Source organism: Zoogloea oryzae, from assembly GCF_030161255.1.
In the GTDB taxonomy this organism is placed as follows: domain Bacteria; phylum Pseudomonadota; class Gammaproteobacteria; order Burkholderiales; family Rhodocyclaceae; genus Zoogloea; species Zoogloea oryzae.
In genome coordinates, this window is the sequence record NZ_BSPX01000041.1 from 17,678 (window position 1) to 40,969 (window position 23,292).

Consider the following 23,292-nt stretch of genomic DNA (forward strand, 5'->3'; position numbering starts at 1 on the left):
TCCAATTGTTGATTGATTGCGGCCCGCCGGAATGGCGCAGCCGTGAGACGGATTGTTGCGAAGGGCGGCATACTCGCGCCTCACGAAAATCATGATTCCGCTGGGGCGGCCCCGATGACAGCCCACGACGATTCCTTCTTCCTTCCGGTCGGCGACGGCCACCAGCTTGCCGTGCAGATCGCCGGCAACCCGGCGGGCGAGCCGGTGCTGGTGCTCCACGGCGGGCCGGGTAGCGGCTGCAGCCCGCGGCTGCTGTCGTTGTACGACCCGGCCCGGCAGCGCATCGTGGCTTTCGACCAGCGCGGGGCAGGGCAGTCGCAGCCGGAGGGCGAGACGCGGGCCAACACCACCGCCCACCTCATCGCCGACATCGAACACCTGCGCCGCCAACTGGGCATTGCCCGCTGGCGGGTGACCGGCGGCTCGTGGGGCGCAACCCTGGCGCTGGCCTACGCGATGGCGCACCCGCAGGCGGTGACGGGGCTGGTGCTGCGGAGCAGCTTTCTGCCGGGCATGGGCAATGTGCGGTGGTTCTTCCAGGATGTGGCCGAGCACTGCCCGGCGGCCTGGCAGGCGCTGGCGGCGGGCGTGGAGGAGGGCGAACGGAGCGATCTGCTGGCCGCGCTGATGCATCGCCTCGTCAGCCCCGATCCGGCTGTCGCCCGTGCCGCGGCAATGGCCTGGGCGCGCTACGAATCCGCGGTTGCCGAGCCCACCGTGCCACGGCTGGCCGATCTGCCTGCGCCCGAACTCGACCGGCTCGTGCGCAAGTACCGGCTGCAGGGGCATTACCTCGCGGCGGGCTGCTTTCTCGATGAGGCTGACTTCCTCGCCGGCTGCAGCACGCTCGGTGGATTGCCCGTCACGCTGATCCACGGCCGCGACGACCGGGTGTGTCCGCCGGCCAACGCCGAGCGCCTTCACGCTGCAATCCCCGGCAGCCGGCTGGTATGGATAGCCGGCTGCGGACATCAGGCCTTCAACCCGGCGATGGTGGCCGCATGGCGTGCTGCGCTGGTCAGGGCGGATTGACCCCGGCGGGCGTCATAATGGCAGCCCGCCGAACCTGCATGCATCGCCCGCCATGCCCCGACACCTGCTTTACCTGATCGTCTTCATCGAAGGCTTCTGCTCCCTCGGGGCAGAGGTGATCGCCCTGCGTCGGCTGGTGCCCCACGTGGGCAGCGCCATCGTGGTCACGGCGCCGACCATCGGCTTTTTCCTGCTGGCGCTGGCTTTGGGCTACGCGTCCGGCGCGAAGGTGAGCGCGCGCTTCGCCCAGGTGGTGGCGCGCAACTTTTTGATCTCGGCGCTGCTGGCCGGGCTGGGGCTGGCGCGGCTCACGGTGGATGGCCTGTTCGCCCACCTGCAACCGGCCGGCGTGGCCTACCTGATCTTCATCGGCGGTGTGCTGTGCCCGCTGGCGTGGCTGCTGGGGCAGACGGTGCCGGTGCTCACCAACCTGATGAAGCACATGCGCGCCGGCGAGGCGAGCGGCTACGCGCTGTACTGGTCCACGCTGGGGAGCTTTCTCGGCTCGGTGAGCCTGTCGCTGGGGGTGATGCAGTGGCTGGGCGTATCGGCGGCGGTGCTGGTGTGCGCGCTGCTGCTGGCGCTGGGCAGCCTGCGGCTGGCGGCGCCGGGCTGGCGTGGCTGGATGGGTGCGGCGCTGGCGTCAGCCGGCGCGGTGGCGATCAACGTCTTTCCTGCCACCGACGTGCACGACACGCCCTACGCCGACTACGCCGTGACGCCCGTGGCCTTGCCCGGCAGCGTGGATGCCCGGGCCTTCTTCGTGAACAACTCCCTCGCCTCGCTGATCGACGCCAGCGAGCCGCCGCGCTACGCAAAGTACGTCACCCACCTGCGCCAGATCCTGCTGGAGGATCTCGGCTTCAAGGCCAAGGACATCCTCGTGCTCGGCGCCGGCGGCTTCACCCTGTCGCACCGGGAGCCCTTCAATCGCTACACCTTCGTGGACATCGACCCGCAGATCCGCGAGATCGCCGAGACGCGCTTCCTCAAGGGGCCGATCCGCGGCGATTTTGTGGTGGATGACGCCCGTCGTTACGTGAAGCGCACCGAGCGGCGCTTCGACGCGGTGGTGGTGGATGTGTTCAGCAGCCACACGTCCATCCCCGGCCATCTGGTGACCCAGGAGTTCTGGCACGACGCCCGCCGGGTGCTGGTGCCGGAGGGCGTGCTGCTCGCCAACCTGATCCTCGACGGGCGGCTGGAAACGCCCTACGCCCGCAACCTGCTGGCCACCATCGAGAGCGTGTTCGGGCGCTGCGCCGTGGAGGTGCTGCACCGGGACAAGCCGCTCTCCAACGTGATCGTCAGCTGCCACGCCAGCAGCCAGCCGGCGCAGACCGCGCCCTACACCGACGAGCGCAACGGGGCGGACGTGGATCTGGCCCGCTCGCGCTGACGCTTACTTCAGCCCCAGCGCCGCCTTGAAACCCGCCGCGTCGATCACGCCCGAGCGGGCCTGAATGCCGCCCTTGCCGTCGAAGAGATAGGTGCGCGGCAGCTCGCCTCGCCAGTTGGGGTCGATGGCGTAGGCGAGGGCTTCGGGCACGTCGTCGCCATAGGCCAGGCGTTCGCTCTTCACGCCGGTCTTGTCGATGGCCGGCTGGGTGTCGGCGGTGGGCAGCTCCGCCGCCACGGTGACGATGCGCAGCTGCGGGTTAGCCTTGGCAAGCCCCGCCAGGGTGCGCAGATTCTGCTTGCAGTAGGCGCAGTCCGAAGCCCACAGGGCGACCACCGTCGGGCGGGCGTCGCTGCGCGGTGCGGTGACGGCCTTGGCGGCATGGCGGTCGAGCAGGGTGAAGCTGCCGGCGTCGGTGGCCGCGCCCGCGCTGGTGGCGAGGGCGAGGAGCAGGGCGGCGAGGGTGGGTTTCATCATTGGATCAGGCAGGCCGTTGGGTTGGGTGGCGGGTGCTCAGGGCAGCGGATAGAGCCGGAAGCCCTCGTCCGCCTGACGCCAGAAGGCGTACAGCTTGCCGCCCTTCACCAGCGCCCGGGGCTGGTCGGCGGCGCCGGCAGTGGCGGCGATCTCGAAGGTTTCAAAGCTGCGCCCGCCATCGGTGGAGCGCATCCCCCGCAGGCGGTTCTGCTCGCCGTCGAACTCCTTCCAGACGATCGCCAGCACGCCGCCTGCGATGGCGATGTCGGCGTGGGCCGCCCGCGGGCCGCCCACCGGAATCTGCCCCTCCACAGTGTTCACGCCGATCCGCCCGTAAAAGACACGGCCCTCGTCGTCCTTCACGTTGAACCACGTGGCGTGGCGGGTGCCGGCTTCATCCACCGCCAGCGCCGGCCCGTGGTGGGGGCAGGCGTCCACCCGCCAGCGGTCGAAGGTGGCGCGGTCGACGCGCTCGGGCGAACCGTCCGGCTTCAGGCGGGCGATGGCGTGGTCGCGCTCGTCCGGCGCAAACACGTGGCGCCACAGGGCGATGGGCGCGCCGTCCCGGTCGGCCGCGAGGGCGATGCGGCAGCACTCGCAGGAGTGATCGGCCACCCGCACCTCGGGCGCAAAGCTGCGCCCGCCGTCGGTGGAGACGGCCGCGTAGATCGCCGCGCCCCGGTAGGGCTCCCGCTGCGCCTTGGCGGCTTCCTGGTCGCGCTTGTCGATCCACACCGCGGTGACGCGGCCATCGGGCCCGGCGAGGATGTTCTGGAAGCGATGGGTGATCTCGGCCCGGTCGTGGTGCACGGTGATCGGCGCATCGAAGGCGGCTGCGCCGACGGGCAGGCGGGCGAGGCGGATCTCGCCGGTGTAGGGGCGGGTCAGGGGCTTGGTCCAGCTCACCAGCAGATCGCCATCGCGGTTGAAGGCGATGCGCGGCTGGCTGTCGCCATCGGCGGCGATGGGTTCGGGCTCGGCATTCACCCGCAGCGGCGCGCTCCAGTTGGCGCCGTCGTCGTGGCTGCGGATGAGCTGAAGGTGGCCGCCATTCTTGCTCACCGCGTAGAGCTGGCCGTCCGGGCCAAAAGCTGCGGCGGTGGCGAGTTCGACCCGCGCGGCCTTGGCGGGGGCGGCGTGCATCGCCGCGTCGTGGGCGAAGGCGTGGGGCGGTAGCGCCATCGCGACGGCGACGAGGCTCGCGCCCAGCACGGAACGGATTTCAATCAGTGCAGATTTAATCATCGACTTATTTCAGATCAATTCCGGTTCTATTTTCATCTGTTAATTGGCGTTTCCGAATCCGGATTGGCCAAGGAAATGAATGGTAGCCGCCGGGGTGGGTGTCGTCCATCCTTCTCTTGCCAGGTGTTCATTATCAAATACTTATGAATCAGTGTTTTACAGCCGCGCTGCGGCACGGGTGTGGCGATATGCCGCACCGGCCTGTCGCAGTGTCGCGTCGATAATCCTGCCAATAGTCCTGTAATTGAAACCCCCAATAAGAACAAATAGGAGCTGGCATGAACACCACCCTCCGGCCGCTGGCCATCGCAATTGCATTGATGAATTCTCCCTTCGCGCTGGCCGCCGACAACGCCGAGCCGCGCGAGCTCGACGCGGTGACCATCTCCGCCAGCCGCAGCGAGACCCGCGTCGAGGAGATGCCGCTCCACACCACCGTGATCTCCCGCGCCGAGATCGAGGAATCCCCGGCGCAAACCCTCGACCAGCTGCTGCGCAACATCCCCGGGATGAACTTCACCGGCGTGCCGGCCACCCAGTCCGACCCGACGGGCCACCAGACCAAGATGCGCGGCCTGGGCAACGCCAAGGTGCTGGTGCTGCTCGATGGCGTGCCCATCCACGACCCGTTCTACATGACCACCCAGTGGTTCAAGCTGCCGCTCTCCAACATCGAGCGCGTCGAGATCGTGCGCGGCGGCAACTCCAGCCTGTGGGGCAACATGGCGGTGGCCGGCGTGGTGAATGTGGTGAGCAAGCGCGTCAAGGACAACGCCGGCGAAGCCATGGTGTCGGTGGGTAGCCGGGGCACGGTGAATGTGGCGGTGTCGAAGAACTTTGCGGTGTCGGATGCGCTGAGCTTCCACCTCGCCGCCGACATCTACCACACCGACGGCTACCAGACGACGCCCTCCGAATACCTGTGGCGCTTCCCCCACAAGGGCGCGGTGGTCACCGAGAACCGCAACGTCCAGCTCACCACCTACTTCAAGCCCGCGGCGGATCTTTCCGGCTTCGTGCGCCTCGGCTATCACGTGCAGGATCAGGACATCAGCTACGAGAACGGCAGCAACGTTCAGCGCAGCCCGGATTTTGCCGCCAACCTCACCAAGGCCTTCGGCACCAGCAGCCTCAGCGCCAACGCCTGGGCCCAGCAGGTGCGCTTCGAGAAGTACAACGGCAGCAGCTGCTACTACCAGGGCGGCACCAGCTGCGTAAACAGCAACAGCGCCAGCCTCACCCCGGCCAGCGTCAATTCCAACGTCGTCGAGTTCTACACCCAGTACGGCCACCAGCGTTACCAGGAGCAGGGCGCCTCGCTCACCTACAGCCAGCGGCTGGCGGGCAAATGGACGGGCTTCGAGGCCGGTGTCGACTACCGCGGCCTCAAGGCCGAAGACACCGAATACTTCTACACCACGCCCAGCAACCCGGCCAGACCGCAGGGCAACTTCAACAGCACCACCTCGGGCGAAGGCCGCCAGACCTTCACCGGCCTCTTCGGCCAGACCCGCGTCTTCCCCATTGACCCGCTGGAGATCACCCTCAGCGCCCGCTACGACACCTGGCGCATCAGCGACCGGGCCAACACCCGCACCACCGCCGCCGGCGTGACCACCGGGGGCGACCTGCCCGCCAGCGACAAGACCGCCTTCAACCCCAGCCTTGCACTGCGCTACGAGCTCACCGACGCTGCATCCCTGCGCGCCGCTGCCTACAAGGCCTTCCGCGCGCCCGGCTTCAACAACCTCACCCGCACCTTCGGCACCGGCACCAGCACCACCATCGCCAACCCCGATCTGGCGCCCGAGACGCTCACCGGCTGGGAAGTAGGCAGCGACTACCGCAAGGGCCCGCTGAGCCTCTCGGCCACCTACTTCATGTACGACATCAAGGACATGATCGCCACCTACACCGCCAAGGCCGGCAGCGCGCCGGCTCAGGTGCAGCTCATCTGCGGCGGCGCGGCGCTGCCCGGCTGCGGCGGTTCGGCCAAGTACTACACCAACGACCAGGACGGCCGCTCCCACGGCATCGAGCTCTCCGGCAACTGGCGCATCAGTCACGACTTGAGCCTCGACGCCTGGTACACCCACACCGAAACCTACCTTACCCGTCACGGTGGCATCGTCACCGATCCGCTGCGCGTGCAGCTGGCCGGCGTGCCCAAGGATCTCGCCAGCCTCGGCGCCAACTGGAAACCCACCCCGCGCCTGCGCACCTTTGCCGAAGTCCGCTACATCGGCGCGATGCTGCTCGACACCACCAGCAACAGCAGCACCATGCGCTTCGGGCAGGGTTCCAACACCATCGTCAATGCCAGCGCCACCTACGCGCTCGAAAAGACCGTCGATCTATTCGGCAGCGTGGTCAATCTCTTCGACCGCGGCTATTCCGAGAACACCTACGCCTACAACCAGCCCTACAACCGCACGCTGTCGCAGCCGCGCACGCTTACGGCGGGCGTGCGGGTGCGTTTCTGAGGCGCAATGCGGCAATTGATTCGGGTCAATGAGGCGCGGCGGCCTGGCCGCATACCATGCGCCTCACCCCCGATTCATCATGAGAGAAACCATGTCGCCCAAGAAACTGCTCCCCCTGATCCTCGTTGGCCTGCTCGCCGCCTGCGGCAAGTCTGAAGCCCCCAAGACCGAAGCTCCCGCCGCTGCACCCGCTGCCGCTGCGCCGGCACCCGCCCCGGTTGCCGCTGTTGCCGCCGACGGTGGCCAGGGTGAAGCCCTCTTCAAGAAGACCTGCGCCATGTGCCACCAGACCGGCGTGGCCGGCGCACCCAAGCTCGGCGACAAGGCCGACTGGGGCCCGCGCATCGCCCAGGGCAAGGACACCCTCTACAAGCACGCCATCGAAGGCTTCAACGGCAGCAAGGGCGCCATGCCCGCCAAGGGCGGCAACCCGGCCCTGAAGGACGACGAGGTCAAGCTGATCGTCGACTTCATGATCGCCAGATCCGAATAAGCCCACGACGTTTACCTCAAGCGCGTTCCTCCCAGCGCGCCACGGCCCGGTCAGCGATGACCGGGCTTTTTTTTCGCGCAGATATCTACCTCCTGTAGGTCGGACTTCAGTCCGACATCACGGCCGGATTGACGCACGGTTGTCGGACTAAAGTCCGACCTACAGGGTTGTGCCTGATCAGCCCGGGTGCCTCATCGCCCCGCAACACGGCCCATACGTGCCGGAAGACGCTCCCCCCACCACCATCCTGTAGGTCGGACTTCAGTCCGACACCGCGGCCGGATTGACGCACCGTTGTCGGACTAAAGTCCGACCTACAGGGCTGTGCCTGATCAACCAGGGTGCCTCACCGCCCCGCAACACGGCCCATGCGTGCCGGACGACGCTTCCCCCACCACCATCCTGTAGGTCGGACTTCAGTCCGACATCACGGCCGGATTGACGCACCGTTGTCGGACTAAAGTCCGACCTACATGGTCGTGCCTGATCAGCCCGGGTGCCTCACCGCCCCGCAACACGGCCCTTGCGTGCCGGAAGACCCTTCCCCCACCACCATCCTGTAGGTCGGACTTCAGTCCGACATCACGGCCCGATTGACGCGCGGTTGTCGGACTAAAGTCCGACCTACATGGCCGTGCATCAAAAAGCCGCTGTCAGCGACTATGCTAAACAGCAGGGGCGATGCAGTCCTTCGCTGCTGCTGCCCAAACCCTGGAGAACCCATCATGGAAATCACCGCATCGGTTGGCGCATGGGAGAAGGGCGCCAAGAACCTCGCGCCGGATGTCACGGTCGTCCAGCAGCTTCTTACCCAGGCGGCCCAGCTGCTCGGGCGGCCCGAGATCAACCCTGGCGGGGTGGATGGCGCCATTGGTCGTCCGCCGCGTTCGTCCGGGACCGTCAAGGCCATCCGTGCCTTCCAGAGCCTCTCGGGCTTTGGGGTCGATGGCCGCATCGACCCCGGTGGGCGCACCTGGCAGCGCCTTGCCGCGGTGGTGGAGGGCAGCGTGAGCGTGCCGCCGCCGGGCGACACCTGCTTTCCCTTCGCCCAGCCCGCCACGGCCGACTGGGCCCATTCGCCGCGATCCTTCGGATCAAACCGCAACGGCGGCAAGCGCGCCCACGCCGGCTGCGACCTGTATGCCCCGGTGGGCCGCACCATCTACGCGGTGCGCGACGGCACGGTGCTGCGCGACCCCTACGCCTTCTACGCCGAAACCGATGCCCTGGAGATCGACCACGGCGACTTCGTGCTGCGCTACGGCGAGATCAAGCCCGGCTGCACCCTGCGTAAGGGCGACACCGTGAAGATCGGCCAGCCGATTGCCAAGGTGGGCCTGCTGATTGGCATCAACGTGCCCAGCGCCATGCTGCATCTCGAGATGTACAAGGGCGATGCCAGCGGCAGCCTCAGCCAGAAATCCGCCGACACCTCCGCAAAGCGCCGCGATGGCGTACCCTTTATGCGTCGCGCCGATCTCATCGACCCGACACCCTTCCTCAACGACTGGAAAACGAGGCTCGCCACCCCATGAGTTTTGCCCCCCGCCGGCTTGCGCTGGCCTTCATCGCAAGTCTTGCCGCCAGCGGCGCCGCCCTTGCCACCCCCAGCCTGTGCGACGCCGGGCCGCCCACCTACAACGGGCAGCCAGCCAAAGTATGGGAGGGCGATTTTGATGGCGACGGCAAGCCTGATCGCCTGTGGGTGCTGCCGCCGGGCACGGTATCGGCCCCGGTGGCGGACCGGGCGTCCGATCCCTGGTCGGGCTTTCGGCGGCGTTTCGAGCCGGGGCTGCTGACCATCGTGATCGCCCACGGCCGCTACTGCGATCTCATCCAGAAACCGCGCTTCTTTGCCACGCCCCTATGGGAAGAAGACGACAAGCCCCTCAAGCTGCTGCTGCGCAGCGACCCCGCCATCAAGGACTGGCCGCGCATCTCCCGGCGCTGGAAAGGCGATGGCGTGCTGCTCGGCACCGAAGCCGGGCCGGACGTGCTGATGTACTGGAACGGACGGCGCTGGTGGGTGGCGCAGGGCACCGAAGCACCCTGAACCATCAGGCCGCGCGCGGGGCGATCAACCCCGGCCGCGGCCGCCGAAGCGGCGATGGGGGCCGCGGCGGCGTTGTTCTTCTTCTTCGGTGAGCTTGGGCTTGGGCATCAGCAGGTTCTTGCCGCCCTGCTTGGCATTGGCGGCGTGCTCGGCCATCGCCGCCTCCATCTGCTCCACGCTCATGGGGATCGACGCGGTCTTCTCGGCCGGCGTGTATTCCGACAGGCGCTCGCGCACCAGAAACACCCGCTCGGCGGTATCCGCCTTCTTGGGCAGCTTCTCGCCCAGCGCCAGGGCCGCCGGCGTGAGCGTGTAGCGGCCATCCACCGCCACCATTAGATCATGGGTGGCAAAACGCCGGAAGGATTCGGCCCACAGGTTGCCCGACGTCACCGGGCAGCCCAGCACATCCGCCGCCGCCACAATCTCCACCAGCTCGGCCGGGCGCCGCTTGGAAGCAATCAGGGTGGCCAGCAGCAGCTGGGCGTCGATGTCGTTGATGGGGTACATGATCGGGCCTTTGTGGGCGGGTTGTTCTAGGCTCCTGGGCCGGGCGATGCCGGGCCCGCCCCCCAAGGGGGCCAGGAAACGCGGAAAGACCCCGGCGTTTCCCCGTGAGCGGTAAGGGCCGACATGATGCCTGAACGCGGCGCCGGGGGCACGGGTTGTGTGGTGACGACGTACCTGATCGAGTCTCGAAAAAGGGCAGGCGGCCCGCCACGCCCCCTCGCAACGCCACGACCGAAGCAAGCGCCCCCATACCCAGGCAGTCACACCCGCCAACCCGGCAGTCGCCGCCCCACACCCTTCAGTCCCGCAGCCCCATCCTTCATCACGCCACCCAACATCGTATGCCGGCCCCCGGTTCAAGGCGATCGCGCCACCGCAGAAAGCAGTGCACGACGCAACAGACGATGTTGGCAAGCCAAACCCTTATGTTGGATCGTCAACCTAAACAGTGCACCGTCCTAACCCTTTAGTTGGCGACCCAACATAAAGGTTACGGCAGTCAACTGAAAGGTTAGCGCCGTCAACAAGAACAGTGCACGGCCCAACATAAAGGTAGCGACGGTCAACATAAGGGTTACGCAGGTCAACATGAAGGTTTGCACCTTCAGCATGAAGAAGGCCCCCGGGACTCGCCCAACCCCCACCCCGTAGGGGCGACTTCAGTCGCCCACCCATGCTACTGCACCTCCACGCACTTCACGACCAAACCGCCAACCCGTCACCACCCCCGCAAACCCCGGCCCTCGCTATACCCGACAAGCCCATCAACCCCAGCCATTATTGCTGCGCCGCCGCATCGTCCAATTGCCGTTACGGCAATCACACCATCCCCACCCCTTGCCCAGAAAAATCCGGCAGACAACCCCTTTCCGTATAAAAAATCCCGTCTTTTTATCGGGTTTTTGAGCGTTCTATATCCAATGGCATATTCCTCAACATGCCGCCCAACTGTAACATTTCGTCGTGGCGCCACATTCCATGTTCAATCCAGTAACGGAAACCATCATGACGAAAGTGCAACTCAAGAACCTCGCCCCGGCCGTCCTCCGCGCCGACGAAGCGGCCTACTACGGCCTCAAGAGCATCGCCGACTACAAATCCTCCAATCCCGAGTTCAGCCTCGAAGCCGCCACCGCAGCCCACGAAGAATGCCTGCGTCTGAACGAAGCTGAAACCGTCGCCTACAACACCTACAAAGCCATCCGCGACGCCCGCGCCATCGCCGAACACAAGCGCCACGACGTCGTGAACGGCTGCAAGAACCAGGTCCGCGCCAACTACGGTGAAGATTCGGACGAACTTGCATCGATGGGCCTGAAAAAGAAGTCCGAAAAGAAGACCGGCGGCGGCCGGGGGAAGAAGGGGAAGGATGCGGGGTGAGGGAGGCTGCTAGGTAAGAAGTGAAGAAACCCCCGGGTGGTGCGGTTGGGCTGGCTGGGGGACTGCTAACGGCCAGTTCCGGTCTTTCATTAATTATTGGGATTTACGCCACGAACGGCTACAACACGGCAGTGAGCCGACGTTCAAGCAATCAACGTCAGCCCCCGTTCGCCGACCGATGCAGACGTTGCAGAACTGCCTAAACCCCTGCATCGTGGAACAGTTCTTATTAACTTTGTCATCAATTCAAGAATGCAAATTACTTTCGATCGCAAGACAGTAAACACTTGTTTGCAGCAGAAGTTTGTGCTGCCGACATTTCAACGTGACTACAAATGGGAAGCAAAGCATCTCCAGGAATTGCTAACAGATATACAGGAGGCATTCTTGTCGTCCTGGAAGCCAGGACATGGACGGAAAGATGTGCTCGGCTATGATAACTACTTTCTGGGAACAATTATTACAACTCCGGTCGCCCAAGGAGGTAACGCCATTGTCGACGGGCAGCAACGAATTACTACACTTACCCTGCTCTTATCCTACGTCCATCGTTTGAATAGGAAATTACCTGATCTTGAGATTTCCCCAGTAGATCAAAATATCCGCCGTCGAGTGGCCGGGCAAAACGAATTCAATCTCGATATGGACACTCCACGCCATAGTCTATTCGATTTATTAATCGACGGCACGTTAGACGACGATGATCTTGCCGCCCAAGTGGAATCAATCCCAGACAAAGACTCCGGCACTGAGAGGCTCTGGGCGCTTTACCAGGAAATCGAAAAATCACTTGCTGCAGAAATCAAAGATCAGGGCCGACTCCCGCACTTGTTTGATTTTTTGACTGACTGTGTTTGTATGTTCCAGATTGGAGTCCCTTGCGAACAAGACGGGCACAAAGTCTTTGTGACAATGAATGACCGCGGATTGAAGTTGAGTCCGATCGATCTATTGAAAGGTTTTTTGCTATCGAGTATATCGACGAATGAAGAAAATCGCGCAGCTCACGAAATGTGGACGCAATGCATCCAAAAGCTTAAAGCACTCGGCAATGACGAAGATTCCAACTTTTTCAAGACATGGATTCGCAGCAAGTATGCCAACACGAGTCGAGGAAAAAAACGTGGGGATGCTCCAGGAGACTTCGAGCTAATTGGTGATAGCTATCATCGTTGGGTGATGGATAATAAAGACCTCTTGGGACTTAAAACGAGCGACGATTTTTCAAATCTGCTGACAGGGACCTTGCCATATTATGTCGATCTGTATTGTCGCATTAAGCAGAGTGAGCAGCAGTACCACGAAAATTTCCCTCATGTGTTCTTTAATGGAGCCCGCGACCTCACTCTTCAGTCGATGGTGATTCTCAGTGCGGTTAAGCCGACGGACACCACCTCCGAGGCGACGAAGAAGATTAAAACGATTTCATATTTCTTGGATTACCTTGCGACAATTAGAGTCGTAAACGGAAAAGAAAATACGTATGACAATATTCGGGATTTAATTTTCGAGTTGACAAAAGATATTCGGGATTCGGATCCTGGAGTGCTGAAGACAAAGCTAGTTTCTCGCATTGATAGCGAACGCGATAAGATCGAAGGTCTGCGAACTGCATCCTATGACAGCATCAAGAGGCAGGACCTTTTGCACTTGCTATCAAGACTGGCTGAGTATCTTGAGCGGGCTCTCGATTTGACAAATCGCGTTGGATTTGCCGATTATGTGGACCGGAGTAGAGATTCCAGAACCTTTGATATCGAACACTTACTCGCTAACAATTTTGTCCAGGCAAATTCTGATATCTCAAAAGCAGGAGGTACCCCTTTCTCTTCGAGTTCAGAATTCGCGGCGAAGCGAAATGGTATTGGCGGTTTGATTTTGCTGCCGCGCGGGCGAAATAGATCCATGAAAGACATGGCCTATACCGACAAACTTCAGAGGTATTCAGGCGAAAACATACTCGCACAGACACTTACCGATGGATTCTTTCTGAATCAGCCCAACTGGGCGAAATTTGCGACTGAAACCGGTATTGCTTGCGCGGCGATTGGTTATGCGGATAGTTCAACCTTAGATTGTCGCGCAAACTTCTATGTTGATCTTGCTTCGAAAATCTGGTCGAAGGAGCAGTTGGAGCGACTTTTTTGACGTCGCTGAGAACAAATATTGTTTGAATAGTGTTACGCGACGTTGGCTTCTAAATTGGGCAAGTGGAAGTGGTCGTCTGGGTTGAGCGATCGGCAGCAGCAGCCTCGGGTAGCAGCCAACCCCCGCTGAAATACGCGAACGGTTGGTCAGGGTCGAAATTTTTCATTGATCAAACTGATGTTGTCTGTACGAGTCAGCCTGATCCCGCAATGTCGAGTTACGCTGCGCCAACTTAATCCCCAGAACTGATATCTAAAGGGACAAAATGAGTTTTGAATTACTGAACGTACCCGAAGGCTTCAAGACAAGTGTCGCCTTGATCGTCACGCCTTATGTCGATCCTGACTTTATGAAAAAACTGGCGCAGGAGCTGAGACCCGAGCGCTTATGCCTGTTGGTCGACGAAGGGGTTCGTAGGGCAGATCTAAACAAGATCAGCGCCGAGTGTCGCAACTATGGAACAGAATTGGAAATCCGGCTTGGGCGGGCGAAACAACTGGTCCACATGAAAGCGTTCTACTTTGAGTACCTGCGGGAGGAGGCGCCTAGAAATCGCAGGCGAAGACTCTTGTTCGGATCGGCAAACGCAACGTATGCGGGATTTTCTGGAAAAAGTAATGCCGAGTTGATTGCTGACGTAGACTTGTCAATCGGAAAAGATTCGGAACTGGCGGAATATTTCGACACCATCCTTGCCAGTTTCGACTCTGACTCTGCGATCGTAAAGATTGACAAAGCCTCTATTGATTTGAGTAAGCAGCCTAGCCTATTGCTTCCCGGGTTCAAGTGCATGGCACCGGATAAATTGCCGAGCGGTTTCGATACTTGGCTGCAGCGTGGGGTGCTCGCTGCGCAATATCGCAATTCACCTCAGTTCTTGACTGTCAGCGTCCCATTAAGGAAGTCGCTGCCGCAAGATCTCGTCGCCAAAATATTCGCAAATCGACAGTTCGCAGAGGAAACCAAACGGAACGTTGTCCGTTTTGGCTATCTAAATAGCTCGGACGCGGCGCCAGTGGACGACGACGATGAAACTAAGCCACAGTGGAAGTCGCGTTATGCTGTCTGGACCCATCTTGGCGATTGGATCTCCGAAGATTGTTATGAAGAGCACGCAGAGGTGATGAAGTCCAAGACGTCCGATGTGCGCAAAGTCAAGGTCGATGAATTGAGGGCCAACGCCGAACTGGCACAGTGGAAGGACGCGAAGCGGACAAATTTTCTCTCATCTCTTGGGCAGGTTTGGGAGGATCTGGTGGTGTCTAATGTGAATCCTACGCATTACTTGCAAGCAGATGCTAATGATTTAGCCGTTGCCGGATACGGAGATCGCTTCGATAGAAAGCTCGAGCAAGATATGTTGCTGGCTAACGATCCGGAATTTCGGGAGCGCTTCATCCGTGGGTACGAGTTTCCCGACGTGCCTCGTTTTCGACAGGACACGGCCGCCTGGGAAAGCTTTGTTCGTTCATGGTGTGACTCAGTATTGGTGGAGGCGGCAAAGAATAGGACCAATTCGTTGGTCACACACCGGATCGCTGAAGTAGTGGCGACTGCACAGATCACTCTTGACGATCTCTCTGCAAAAAAGTTGGCTGAGCTATTGCGGAAGTTATGGAACAAGCCTTTCACGGATCGTGAATGCACAGTAGGTGAATGGATGACTATGTATTGGCAGTGATGCTGCGCGTAGCTATGGGTAGGTCCGTTAGTGCGATTCGGATTGTGGTTCGCTAATCCGACCTACTTTTTATTTTTTCAGCATTTTGACCGAGGAGGCGATGTGGACCCGGTATCAATGATCTTTGCGTTTGCCCTTAAGAACCCACAGGCGACCTCATCTGCAATCGAGAACTACAACGCGCCGGGCCAAGTGCAAACTGCCAGGCTCCAGCAGAGTGTCGCTGACTTTGCCATGCAGGCTGTCAATTGCTATCACAAGTCCGCGCGGTTCCGCGGTGTTGAGGTTCTCGGCTCTCCATGGCGTGAACAATACAAGTTTGGCGCCGAGCAATCCGTTGTCTTGCGCATCAGCCTCTCTGGCATGACCGGAACCCCTTATCAAATGGTTGTCGCCGCAATGGCAAAGGAACGGAGTTATCGAGCATTCGTACTCAATGAAAACACGCTAGTTCCGTACAACAAGAACTGTGCGCTTGAGTCATGGACCTCGGCAGAGGTCAGCGAGTGATGACTGGCTTTACATCGCGGCAACCTTGCGCATAAAGCCGCATGCGGCCGGTGAGTTTAAAAGTTAAGCGACAGCTTTCCTCAAAAATTCAGCGACAGCATCGGGTCGAAAGCAGCCACATTGATCTCAAGTTACGCAATCGGTGCCTGCTTGGTCCTGTTAGCCCGATAGCGAGCAAAGAACGGTGAAGTCAGACCTCTTTCCAAAGCGTCTAGAGACCACACAATGACTCAGTTAGCTTCACGTTTTTTCTCGGCGATTACCGCGCTTCTGCTTGCCACGTCGGCCAACGCCCAGACATCCCTCGGCGAGCGCTTAGTCTTGTCTCTATCCTATTGCGACGCGCGTTTCTTCGATGAGGTGAGCGCGAGCCGTGGCGAGCTGGATCGTCATGCGCAGGTGATTGCCCGGGGGCGTGCGGCGACGTTTCCGGTGCCGGACATGACCCATGACACCGAGAGCAAGAGCTTCTTTGCGCTGCCGGTGGAGGTGCGCGGGCTCATCGTGATCGGCTACTTCGACGAGATCACGCGTATCCCGGGTGGGGTGATTGTTTCGTGGGGGCTGCTGGTGCCGACGTCCACGACCGAGGCGGCGCAGAAGCTTGGTGGCCTGTTCTGGGAGGGCGAGCGCTTGCGCACAGAAGGCAAGGTATTCGTTCGCTCCGAGGTGTGGCATCACGACGAACCAATGCGGGGCTGGGTGAAGGAGGTGACCGAGCCGGGCTTGCCCAAACCGAAGACGGTGGAGCGGGTGCTGATGGTCGAGCCTTACAGCGGGGAAACGGCGTTCATTCGCGTGGGGTGTTCGCTGCAGGGGGCGGTGACGCGGGAGATGCTGGATGTGCTGCGGCCGGATTTGCCGCTGAAGTAACAGTGAGATTTATTCAGACTGGGCGTCAGTTGAGTTATGGAAGATTACGCTAGGATGACTTCGCTCAAATTTCCCCGCCTTGTGAGATGTTTCAGATTTTAATTCCGATTGCTGGCTTCTCTTGATTTCATTTTTTTGAAAATGCTTAAATTTTATCCTAATAAGACTAAAGTAATCTTTTTTGATCTCGAATATTATGTCCCTGCCAAGGATCGGTCTCGTTCGACTCCGGCTGGGATGACGTTTTCCCCGGTGTTGTCTGATCACAAAATTCTAGGGGGCTCATTTCTGACTTACTATCCAATGCAAGATCGTGTTGGGAAGAGGCATAACATTTGGGAGTGGAAACTTGGAAGCGAAGAGAAGGTTTTGTGCGAAATATTTCGAGTGATTCAGGATGAGTGGAAATCTATCGAGTCTAAAGATCAGGCTGGTTCTTTAATGCTTGCGGGTATTGGAATTTCTCATAGTGACGTTCCGGCTTTGTTGGCTCGAATGTCTTTGAATGCAATCGCTAGTAATGAGCGGGTTTACGATGTTTTGTGTGGGTGTCGCCAGATCGATCTTTCGGTTGCCACATTCTGCCAATTTGCGTTTAATCAATCTTATTTTGCATACCCCAAAACAAAATCGGCTTTGTATCAAAAATATCTTAAAGGCAAAGTCTTGGAGTCTGGGAAGGGGGTTTGGGAGTTGTATGAGAGCGGCGACGTCAGTGCTATTGAAAAGCGCTGTGCTGAGGAGGTTGCTGATGCACTAGAAATATATAAATCTATGTTCGAAATAAAAAAGAAAAATGATGCCTCACTTGTTAGACTTAAGAGGTTGGATAAAATTGCTGAAATGAATGTTTCTGCTTTGGATGAGAAGTGACTTGTTCAGAGAGGTTGATCTTTTAGGGTGGATGGAGGACGACGATTTTCTTTGCTGGATATAGATCTCGTTTGTTTGGTGAACTGCCAGCAGGGCTCCCGCAGCTACGCGAATGACATCGTTTTTTGGCTGCTTTGTAGCCACCTCAACTTCGCAACTCTTTGTTTTGTTGAGATGTGCTAGCTGGGTCTCAGCAAAGAAGTCAATGCGGTATGCGTAGCTGCGGGAGCCCTGGAACTGCCAGCCTAGTGGTTATGCGCGCCGGCGAGGCTCTTGATGACTTCCCGCGTCACCTCCCCAAACCCCAGCACCTTGCCCCCCTCGGCCTTCACATGCGCCTCTGCCGCTTCGCGGCTGGCGAAGGCGGGGAGGTTGGGTTCGTTCATGGGGCCGCGGGCTTTTGATCCGATGACGTAGAAGGCTTTCTTCGCATCTACCCAGGCTTTAGTGGTGTAGTCGGCAACCCAGATGGCGCCGATGTCGGCGGGTTTGTGGGTTTTGTCGAAGAGCATCATGTTGTTGATGAAGCGGAACATGTCTGCGGGGGAGTCGAAGCTGCTGGCGGTCTGGTCGTTGAAGACGATCTGCGCTGTCCATTGAGGGGTGCGGTAGGGGTACATGCCGCACACGGGGCAGCGGGTGGAGCGCTGGACGTATTGGGGGGATAGATCGGCGGCGCTTGCTGCAATGGGCTGGCCGATGACGAGGGCGGCGAGGAGGGCGGGGACGATGGCGGCGCCGATTGCGGGCAGAACGCGGCGGATCATGGCTGGGCTCCGGGGGTGTTGTCGAGCAGCGGGTCTTGCAGGATGGCGTGGATCACCCGGCGCAGGTTGTCGATGGGGGCATCGCCGCAGTGGGTGAGGGGATCGGCGCGCAGTTTACCGTCGGCGGCGTGCAGGTGATTGGGAAAGGTGGCCAGATCGGTGTGCAGGGGGGCGGTGTCGATGCGCAGTTCGGCTTCGCCCCAGGCCCAGGCGATGGCGTAGGCGTCGGGGGCGGCGATGCGGGCTTCGAGCACGGCGCCGTTGTCGAGGCGGGCGATGAGGGCGTCGAGCTTGACGTCCACCGGGGCGTCCAGGTGTTCGCCAAACTGTTCTTCGATGGCGGCGGCGAGGTCGAGGTGCAGGCTCATGGCGGGGCGGTCAGCGGTTGGCGGCCTGGGTGCGTTCGGCTAGGCGGGCGCGCACGTTGGCGTGGAGATCGGTGAGGAGGCGGGTGGTGAGGTATTGCTCGTAGCCGGGGTGCTCGGGCAGGTTGCCGCTGCGGATGGCGGCGAGGGCTTGTTCGGGTGTGCCGGCGCCCAGCTGGGCGAGCAGGTTGTCGCGGGCTACGCGGACTTCGTACATCAGGCGGGAGAGCTGTTCGATCTCGATGGCGTCGTCGAAGTCGAGGCGGTCGTAGAAGCTGTCCATGGGCGTGTGGTGGCGGTGAGGGTTACATGCGCTGGTCGTGGAGGGCGCCGCCGTCGAGGCGGGCCATGTCGGCGGTGACTTCGGCAAAAGGATAGACCTTGCCGCCTTCCGCTTGGGCAAACTTTGTGGCGCCTTCGCGGGTGCCAAACGAGGGGATGGTGGGGCCCATGGCGCCGCGCTTCTTGGAGCCGACCACATAAAAGGCGCTGCGGGCGTCGATCCAGCTGCCCTTGGGGGCTTCCCAGGGGGTTTTATCCAGATCCTGCACGTAGATGCCGGCGACCTTGCGGGCCTGTTCGGGCTTCAGATACAGCGAGAACATTTCCATGGTGTCGCAGAAGAACTCGGGGGTGGGGGTGCCTTCGTAGAGGATCTGCGCCTTGGGGCCGGGGTAGTCGGCGAGGTACATGCCGTCGAGGGCGCAGGCGCTCTCTTTGGTGATCTCGGCGGGGCCGACGCTGTTGCCGGCCTGCTTGCCGCAGGCGCTGAGCAGGCTGACGGCCACCAGCAGGGCGGCGGTGTGAAGGACGAGGGGCGGCACGGAGCGGGGCAGTTTCATCGTTCAAATCTCCAGATGGCAGCGGCCAGGGGGCCGACGATCCAGGCGAGCATCACGCCGCCGAGGGTGGCAGGGTGGCTCAGGGCTTCGGGGAAGACGGTGGCAAGGCCGTAGAGGGTGCGCACTTCTTCAAGGCTGAACACGTTGAGCACGCGGAACACATCGGCCGGATTGAGCAGCAGCAGGTAGGGGAAAATCGCGCCGCCGTAGTCACCGGCGGTGACGACCAGCGCGCCCAGCAGCAGCAGATCAAACACCAGCACAAAGAAGAACCAGGTGCCGATGGCAAGGCCCGAGGCGCGGGTGCGGTCGCCCGCAAACACCGAGAGCATCACCGCCAAGCTGAGGAAGGCAAAGCCCAGCAAAATGGCCGAGCCCATGAAGCCGGCGTAGTGGAAGAGGGCGTTGAGATCGAGCTGGGGCGAGAGGATCAGCCCCACCGCGCCAAAACCGGCGATGGTGGAAAAGGCCAGCGCCGCGGCGAGCCCGGCGTATTTGCCGAGGATGAGCTCCTTGCGGGTGATGGGCAGGGTGAGGAGCAGATCGAGGGAGCCGCGCTCCCGCTCGCCCACGATGGCGTCGAAGCCGAGGATGAGGGCGATGAGCGGGATGAGGTAGATCACCAGGCTGACGAGGGAGGCGATGGTGAGATCAATGGAGCGGAAGCCCACCGCGCCCTGCTGGGCCGCGCCGAAGTAGGCGATGACGAGGGCGAACACGGTGAACACGATGGCCACCGCCAGCACCCAGCGATTGCGGATGCGGTCCCAGAATTCCTTGCCGGCAATGATGCCGATCTGTCTGAAGTCGATGGAGAGCATGGTGTTTTGGGGAGTGGGGGTTGGGTAGTGGGGAGCGGGCGGAGGTGGTTTCACCCACGTCCTACGTCCTGTTACCTGCTATCTGAGCGGTATCCAAAGAAGGCAACGTCCAGCAACGGTTCGCGCACGATGTTGCTGCTGATTGAGGCCGGTCATCCCGGCATCGCCCTGCCATCCTGTAGGTCGGACTTCAGTCCGACAAGACGTTGGTTGGCTGGGCGCGGGGTGTCGGACTGAAGTCCGACCTACAGGGGCTGTGGGGTTCATGCGCTTTGCTGGTTGCGGATGAACACGTCCTCCAGCAACGGTTCGCGCACGATGTTGCTGCTGATTGAGGCCGGCCGTCCCGGCATCGCCCTGCCGTCCTGTAGGTCGGACTTCAGTCCGACAAAACGGTGGTTGGCTGGGCGCGAGGTGTCGGACTGAAGTCCGACCTACAGGGGCGGTGGTGTTCATGCGCTTGGTTGGTTGCGGATGAACACGTCCTCCAGCAACGGTTCGCGCATCGTTTTGCTGCTGGTTGAGGCCGGTCATCCCGGCGCCGCGCTGCCATCCTGTAGGTCGGACTTCAGTCCGACAAACCGGTGGTTGGCTGGGCGCGAGGTGTCGGACTGAAGTCCGACCTACAGGGGGGAGGGGGCTCATGCGCTGCGCTGGTTGCGGAGGAACACGTCCTCCAACAACGGTTCGCGCATCGTCTTGCTGCTGGTTGAGGCCAGGCATCCAGGCGCCGTGCTGCCGTCCTGTAGGTCGGACTTCAGTCCGACAAGACGGTGGCTGGCTGGGCGCGAGGTGTCGGACTGAAGTCCGACCTACAGGGGCGGTGGTGCTGTTCATGTGCCGCTCCGGTAGCCGAAGAAAACGTCCTCCAGCGACGGTTCGCGTACGTGGAGATCGCGCATGGTGTCGCCGAGGGTGGCGAGGCGGGTGAGGGCGGGCATCTTGGCTTCGCGGGGCAGGCGGATGTGCAGCACGCTGCCGGCTTCCTCGATGCTTTCGATGGCCATGCCCTCGAGCAGGCGGGTGACCTGCTCCTTGAGCCCGCCGCCGCCGGCGATCTCGAGGGTGAGGGGCAGGTTCATGGCTTCGCGCAGATCCTGCACCGTGCCGGTGGCGCGGATGAGGCCGCCTTCCATGATGGCGAGGCGATCCACCCGCTCCTGGATCTCGGCGAGGATGTGAGAGGTGAGCACCATGGTCACGCCTTCGGCCTTGAGCTCGCGCAGGATGCGGTAGAAGTCGCGGATGGCGCCGGGGTCGAGGCCGGTGGTGGGTTCGTCGAGAAACAGCAGCCGCGGCGTGCCAAGCAAAGCCTGAGCAAAGCCGAGGCGCTGGCGCATCCCCTTGGAGTATTCGCGCACGCGGCGGCCGGCGGCGTGGGAGAGGCCGACCTTCTCCAGCAGCCCAGCGCATTCGCTGCGCGGCACGGCTTTGAGGTCGGCAAAGAAGAACAGGGTTTCGAGCCCGGTGAGGTTGTCGTAGAGCACGACGTTCTCGGGCAGGTAGCCGATCTTGCGGCGGGTCTCGCGGAAACGCGGGCCGGTGACGGATTCGCCGTCGAGGCGGATCTGCCCGCGGGTGACGGGGATGAGCCCGAGCATCATCTTGAACAGGGTGCTCTTGCCGGCGCCATTGTGGCCGATGAGGCCGAACAGTTCGCCCGGGGCGATGTCGAGATCGACGCCTTTGACGGCCTGAACGGTGCCGAAATCCTTGGTCACCCCGCGGGCTTCAACGATAGTGCTTGCCAAGCCAGTTTCTCCAGTCGGAATGTTCGGGGCGCATGCGCGGTTTTGGATCCACGATGCTGGGGGCGCGCAGCAGCGGAAACTGCTGGCTGATGAGGCGGAGGGTCTGGATGGCGGGGCTGGCGAGCAGCAGCTTGACCATCGGGTGCTTCCACGACAGGCGATCGACCATGTCGTTGGCTTCGTAGGGCACGTCGCCGATGCCGTCGCCGTTGCGGTCCCAGCCCACGTAGTTGCTCCAGTGGTTGCCTTCCTTGGCACCCCAGGTCTCGTCCTTCGAGGCGACGTATTTCACCTGCTCGCGGTTGGAGATGAAGTCGTTCTGCTCGACCACGTTGTGCTTGGAGCCGGCCCACAGGTGCACGCCAACCTGGTTATCCACCACCAGGTTGTTACGCAGGGTGTTGTATTCGGCGTCGTAGATAAAGAAGCCGCGGGCGTTGCCGGCAACGATGTTGTTCTCGACCACGGCGTCCTGGATGGTCCGCAGCATGATGCCGTGGTCTGAATTGCCCCAGGCGCGGTTGTTGCGCACGATCTGGTCGCGCACTTCCATCAGCGCGAGGCCGCCGCGGTTGTAGAAGGTGTCGTTGTCCTCCCACACGTTGTGGTAGGAGTTCATGTAGTGGGTGCCGTAGCGGCTGTGGTGCATCCTGTTGCCGCGGAACAGCGCCTTGTGGGAGACATCCACGTAGATGGCGTCGCGCACGAAGCTGATGTCGTTGCCGATGATCTTCGCGCCGGTGGTGTTGTAGAGCTGGATGCCGTTGCCCCGCTGGGACGAGTCCAGATCGCGCTTGCCGGTGATGAGGTTGTGCTCGATCACCACATCCTCGACCTTCTCGATCCACAGCCCGAACAGGGTGTAGCTGAAATCGCATTGGGCAACGCGGGCCCGGTGGGCGCCGGGCTGGAGGTAGATGCCGGCGTTCTGCTCGCCCAGATCGGCGCCCGAATCCGCGACGATCAGCCCTTCGATGGTGACGTCGGTAGCGGTGACGCGGATGGTGTCGCCCTTGCCGCGGCCGTCGATGGTGGGGCGGTCGATGCCGACGAGCTTGAGCGGTTTGTCGATGCGCAGGTTTTCGGGGTAATGCCCGCGGGCCACGCGCACGGTGTCGCCGGGCGCAGCGCGATTGATCGTGGCCTGGACCGACTCACCCGGCTTGACGTCCCAGCTGGCGGCCTGGGCAGCGGCGGCCGTTCCTGCAGCGAGGAGGGCCAGAGCAAGGCGGAGCGGGCGGAATGAAAGGGGCACGGCAACAGGCACGAGGAAGTCCGGATGGCGTGCAGTGTGCGGCGGAATGTCGCAGCGGGCCTTGATTTGGGTGAAGTTGACCGGCTGACGATGTGGTCGGCAGCCCTCGGCCTGGCTTGCACCTGTAGGTCGGACTTCAGTCCGACAACGGTTGGCGGGCTCAAGCCGTGGTGTCGGACTGAAGTCCGACCTACAGGGGTGGGGGTGATCCGGGCGCGGGGATGTGAAAGTCGCTTTGTGTAGTGGTCTAATTTCCTCGGACACCTCGATAGGTGGATCATCCACCCGTAGAGGAGAACTTGATGAAACAGAAACGCCGGGCGTTCGATGCGAG

Annotated in this window: 22 protein-coding genes; 12 read left to right on the forward strand and 10 right to left on the reverse strand. The window is 61.6% G+C overall.

The window, feature by feature from the left end:
- The first annotated feature begins 114 nt into the window (after nt 1–114).
- Both QQK25_RS13820 and QQK25_RS13825 read left to right on the forward strand, forming a co-directional pair.
- Nucleotides 115–1,032, forward strand: coding sequence for an alpha/beta fold hydrolase (locus QQK25_RS13820; RefSeq protein WP_284188438.1), 918 nt, complete (start codon nt 115–117; stop codon nt 1,030–1,032).
- Nucleotides 1,033–1,084: 52 nt separating this feature from the next.
- Nucleotides 1,085–2,431: a fused MFS/spermidine synthase gene (locus QQK25_RS13825; RefSeq protein ID WP_284188439.1), complete on the forward strand. Its 1,347-nt coding sequence runs from the start codon at nt 1,085–1,087 to the stop codon at nt 2,429–2,431.
- 3 nt (nt 2,432–2,434) lie between these two features.
- Here QQK25_RS13825 and QQK25_RS13830 read toward each other — a convergent pair whose 3' ends face one another.
- Both QQK25_RS13830 and QQK25_RS13835 read right to left on the reverse strand, forming a co-directional pair.
- Nucleotides 2,435–2,905: a TlpA family protein disulfide reductase gene (locus QQK25_RS13830; RefSeq protein ID WP_284188440.1), complete on the reverse strand. Its 471-nt coding sequence runs from the start codon at nt 2,903–2,905 to the stop codon at nt 2,435–2,437.
- 39 nt (nt 2,906–2,944) lie between these two features.
- The gene (locus QQK25_RS13835) at nt 2,945–4,153 is read right to left on the reverse strand and encodes a sialidase/neuraminidase family protein (protein WP_284188441.1); all 1,209 of its coding nucleotides are present in this window, start codon (nt 4,151–4,153) and stop codon (nt 2,945–2,947) included.
- A gap of 278 nt (nt 4,154–4,431) precedes the next feature.
- On the opposite strand from QQK25_RS13835, the gene QQK25_RS13840 reads away from it, so the two are divergent.
- The 4 genes from QQK25_RS13840 (at nt 4,432) to QQK25_RS13855 (ending at nt 9,182) form a co-directional block, all read left to right on the forward strand.
- Nucleotides 4,432–6,636: a TonB-dependent receptor gene (locus QQK25_RS13840; RefSeq protein ID WP_284188442.1), complete on the forward strand. Its 2,205-nt coding sequence runs from the start codon at nt 4,432–4,434 to the stop codon at nt 6,634–6,636.
- A 91-nt stretch (nt 6,637–6,727) separates the two neighbouring features.
- Entirely contained in the window at nt 6,728–7,129 is a 402-nt protein-coding gene (locus tag QQK25_RS13845) for a c-type cytochrome (RefSeq protein ID WP_284188443.1), read from the forward strand.
- A gap of 725 nt (nt 7,130–7,854) precedes the next feature.
- Complete coding sequence (locus QQK25_RS13850) at nt 7,855–8,664, forward strand: peptidoglycan DD-metalloendopeptidase family protein (RefSeq protein WP_284188444.1); 810 nt, start codon at nt 7,855–7,857, stop codon at nt 8,662–8,664.
- Nucleotides 8,661–9,182 (forward strand): hypothetical protein, encoded by a 522-nt coding sequence (locus tag QQK25_RS13855; RefSeq protein WP_284188445.1) that lies wholly within the window; start codon nt 8,661–8,663, stop codon nt 9,180–9,182. The genes QQK25_RS13850 and QQK25_RS13855 overlap by 4 nt, the downstream gene beginning before the upstream one ends.
- A gap of 24 nt (nt 9,183–9,206) precedes the next feature.
- Here QQK25_RS13855 and QQK25_RS13860 read toward each other — a convergent pair whose 3' ends face one another.
- Nucleotides 9,207–9,692, reverse strand: a complete 486-nt coding sequence (locus QQK25_RS13860) for a hypothetical protein (RefSeq protein WP_284188446.1) — start codon at nt 9,690–9,692, stop codon at nt 9,207–9,209.
- Nucleotides 9,693–10,697: 1,005 nt separating this feature from the next.
- On the opposite strand from QQK25_RS13860, the gene QQK25_RS13865 reads away from it, so the two are divergent.
- The 6 genes from QQK25_RS13865 (at nt 10,698) to QQK25_RS13890 (ending at nt 17,157) form a co-directional block, all read left to right on the forward strand.
- Entirely contained in the window at nt 10,698–11,072 is a 375-nt protein-coding gene (locus QQK25_RS13865) for a hypothetical protein (protein ID WP_284188447.1), read from the forward strand.
- Between the two features lie 252 nt (nt 11,073–11,324).
- Nucleotides 11,325–13,220, forward strand: coding sequence for a DUF262 domain-containing protein (locus QQK25_RS13870; protein ID WP_284188448.1), 1,896 nt, complete (start codon nt 11,325–11,327; stop codon nt 13,218–13,220).
- Between the two features lie 265 nt (nt 13,221–13,485).
- A complete protein-coding gene (locus tag QQK25_RS13875; RefSeq protein ID WP_284188449.1) occupies nt 13,486–14,901 on the forward strand; it encodes a phospholipase D-like domain-containing protein in 1,416 nt (471 codons plus the stop codon).
- Nucleotides 14,902–14,943: 42 nt separating this feature from the next.
- Nucleotides 14,944–15,411 carry a hypothetical protein gene (locus QQK25_RS13880; RefSeq protein WP_284188450.1) on the forward strand — a complete coding sequence of 156 codons (468 nt, stop codon included), beginning with the start codon at nt 14,944–14,946 and terminating at the stop codon, nt 15,409–15,411.
- Nucleotides 15,412–15,636: 225 nt separating this feature from the next.
- Nucleotides 15,637–16,284, forward strand: a complete 648-nt coding sequence (locus QQK25_RS13885; protein WP_284188451.1) for a hypothetical protein — start codon at nt 15,637–15,639, stop codon at nt 16,282–16,284.
- Nucleotides 16,285–16,392: 108 nt separating this feature from the next.
- Complete coding sequence (locus QQK25_RS13890) at nt 16,393–17,157, forward strand: hypothetical protein (protein WP_284188452.1); 765 nt, start codon at nt 16,393–16,395, stop codon at nt 17,155–17,157.
- A 245-nt stretch (nt 17,158–17,402) separates the two neighbouring features.
- Here QQK25_RS13890 and QQK25_RS13895 read toward each other — a convergent pair whose 3' ends face one another.
- The 7 genes from QQK25_RS13895 to QQK25_RS13925 form a co-directional block, all read right to left on the reverse strand.
- On the reverse strand, nt 17,403–17,924 hold the full coding sequence (locus QQK25_RS13895; RefSeq protein ID WP_284188453.1) for a nitrous oxide reductase accessory protein NosL: 522 nt from the start codon (nt 17,922–17,924) through the stop codon (nt 17,403–17,405).
- On the reverse strand, nt 17,921–18,292 hold the full coding sequence (locus QQK25_RS13900) for a toxin-antitoxin system TumE family protein (protein ID WP_284188454.1): 372 nt from the start codon (nt 18,290–18,292) through the stop codon (nt 17,921–17,923). The genes QQK25_RS13895 and QQK25_RS13900 overlap by 4 nt, the downstream gene beginning before the upstream one ends.
- 10 nt (nt 18,293–18,302) lie before the next feature.
- Nucleotides 18,303–18,572 (reverse strand): hypothetical protein, encoded by a 270-nt coding sequence (locus QQK25_RS13905; protein ID WP_153160880.1) that lies wholly within the window; start codon nt 18,570–18,572, stop codon nt 18,303–18,305.
- A gap of 22 nt (nt 18,573–18,594) precedes the next feature.
- Nucleotides 18,595–19,131, reverse strand: a complete 537-nt coding sequence (locus QQK25_RS13910; protein ID WP_284188455.1) for a nitrous oxide reductase accessory protein NosL — start codon at nt 19,129–19,131, stop codon at nt 18,595–18,597.
- Entirely contained in the window at nt 19,128–19,943 is an 816-nt protein-coding gene (locus QQK25_RS13915; protein WP_306664087.1) for an ABC transporter permease, read from the reverse strand. Before QQK25_RS13915 ends, QQK25_RS13910 begins: the two co-directional genes overlap by 4 nt.
- 842 nt (nt 19,944–20,785) lie before the next feature.
- Entirely contained in the window at nt 20,786–21,703 is a 918-nt protein-coding gene (locus QQK25_RS13920) for an ABC transporter ATP-binding protein (protein WP_284188457.1), read from the reverse strand.
- Complete coding sequence (locus tag QQK25_RS13925; protein WP_438696439.1) at nt 21,684–22,958, reverse strand: nitrous oxide reductase family maturation protein NosD; 1,275 nt, start codon at nt 22,956–22,958, stop codon at nt 21,684–21,686. Before QQK25_RS13925 ends, QQK25_RS13920 begins: the two co-directional genes overlap by 20 nt.
- Between the last annotated feature and the right edge of the window lie 334 nt (nt 22,959–23,292).

Coding starts and splice junctions, on each gene's coding strand:
- QQK25_RS13820 (WP_284188438.1), top strand. CDS start 115: ATGACAGCCCACGACGATTCCTTCTTCCTTCCGGTCGGCGACGGCCAC.
- QQK25_RS13825 (WP_284188439.1), top strand. CDS start 1,085: ATGCCCCGACACCTGCTTTACCTGATCGTCTTCATCGAAGGCTTCTGC.
- QQK25_RS13830 (WP_284188440.1), bottom strand. CDS start 2,905: ATGAAACCCACCCTCGCCGCCCTGCTCCTCGCCCTCGCCACCAGCGCG.
- QQK25_RS13835 (WP_284188441.1), bottom strand. CDS start 4,153: ATGATTAAATCTGCACTGATTGAAATCCGTTCCGTGCTGGGCGCGAGC.
- QQK25_RS13840 (WP_284188442.1), top strand. CDS start 4,432: ATGAACACCACCCTCCGGCCGCTGGCCATCGCAATTGCATTGATGAAT.
- QQK25_RS13845 (WP_284188443.1), top strand. CDS start 6,728: ATGTCGCCCAAGAAACTGCTCCCCCTGATCCTCGTTGGCCTGCTCGCC.
- QQK25_RS13850 (WP_284188444.1), top strand. CDS start 7,855: ATGGAAATCACCGCATCGGTTGGCGCATGGGAGAAGGGCGCCAAGAAC.
- QQK25_RS13855 (WP_284188445.1), top strand. CDS start 8,661: ATGAGTTTTGCCCCCCGCCGGCTTGCGCTGGCCTTCATCGCAAGTCTT.
- QQK25_RS13860 (WP_284188446.1), bottom strand. CDS start 9,692: ATGTACCCCATCAACGACATCGACGCCCAGCTGCTGCTGGCCACCCTG.
- QQK25_RS13865 (WP_284188447.1), top strand. CDS start 10,698: ATGACGAAAGTGCAACTCAAGAACCTCGCCCCGGCCGTCCTCCGCGCC.
- QQK25_RS13870 (WP_284188448.1), top strand. CDS start 11,325: ATGCAAATTACTTTCGATCGCAAGACAGTAAACACTTGTTTGCAGCAG.
- QQK25_RS13875 (WP_284188449.1), top strand. CDS start 13,486: ATGAGTTTTGAATTACTGAACGTACCCGAAGGCTTCAAGACAAGTGTC.
- QQK25_RS13885 (WP_284188451.1), top strand. CDS start 15,637: ATGACTCAGTTAGCTTCACGTTTTTTCTCGGCGATTACCGCGCTTCTG.
- QQK25_RS13895 (WP_284188453.1), bottom strand. CDS start 17,924: ATGATCCGCCGCGTTCTGCCCGCAATCGGCGCCGCCATCGTCCCCGCC.
- QQK25_RS13900 (WP_284188454.1), bottom strand. CDS start 18,292: ATGAGCCTGCACCTCGACCTCGCCGCCGCCATCGAAGAACAGTTTGGC.
- QQK25_RS13905 (WP_153160880.1), bottom strand. CDS start 18,572: ATGGACAGCTTCTACGACCGCCTCGACTTCGACGACGCCATCGAGATC.
- QQK25_RS13910 (WP_284188455.1), bottom strand. CDS start 19,131: ATGAAACTGCCCCGCTCCGTGCCGCCCCTCGTCCTTCACACCGCCGCC.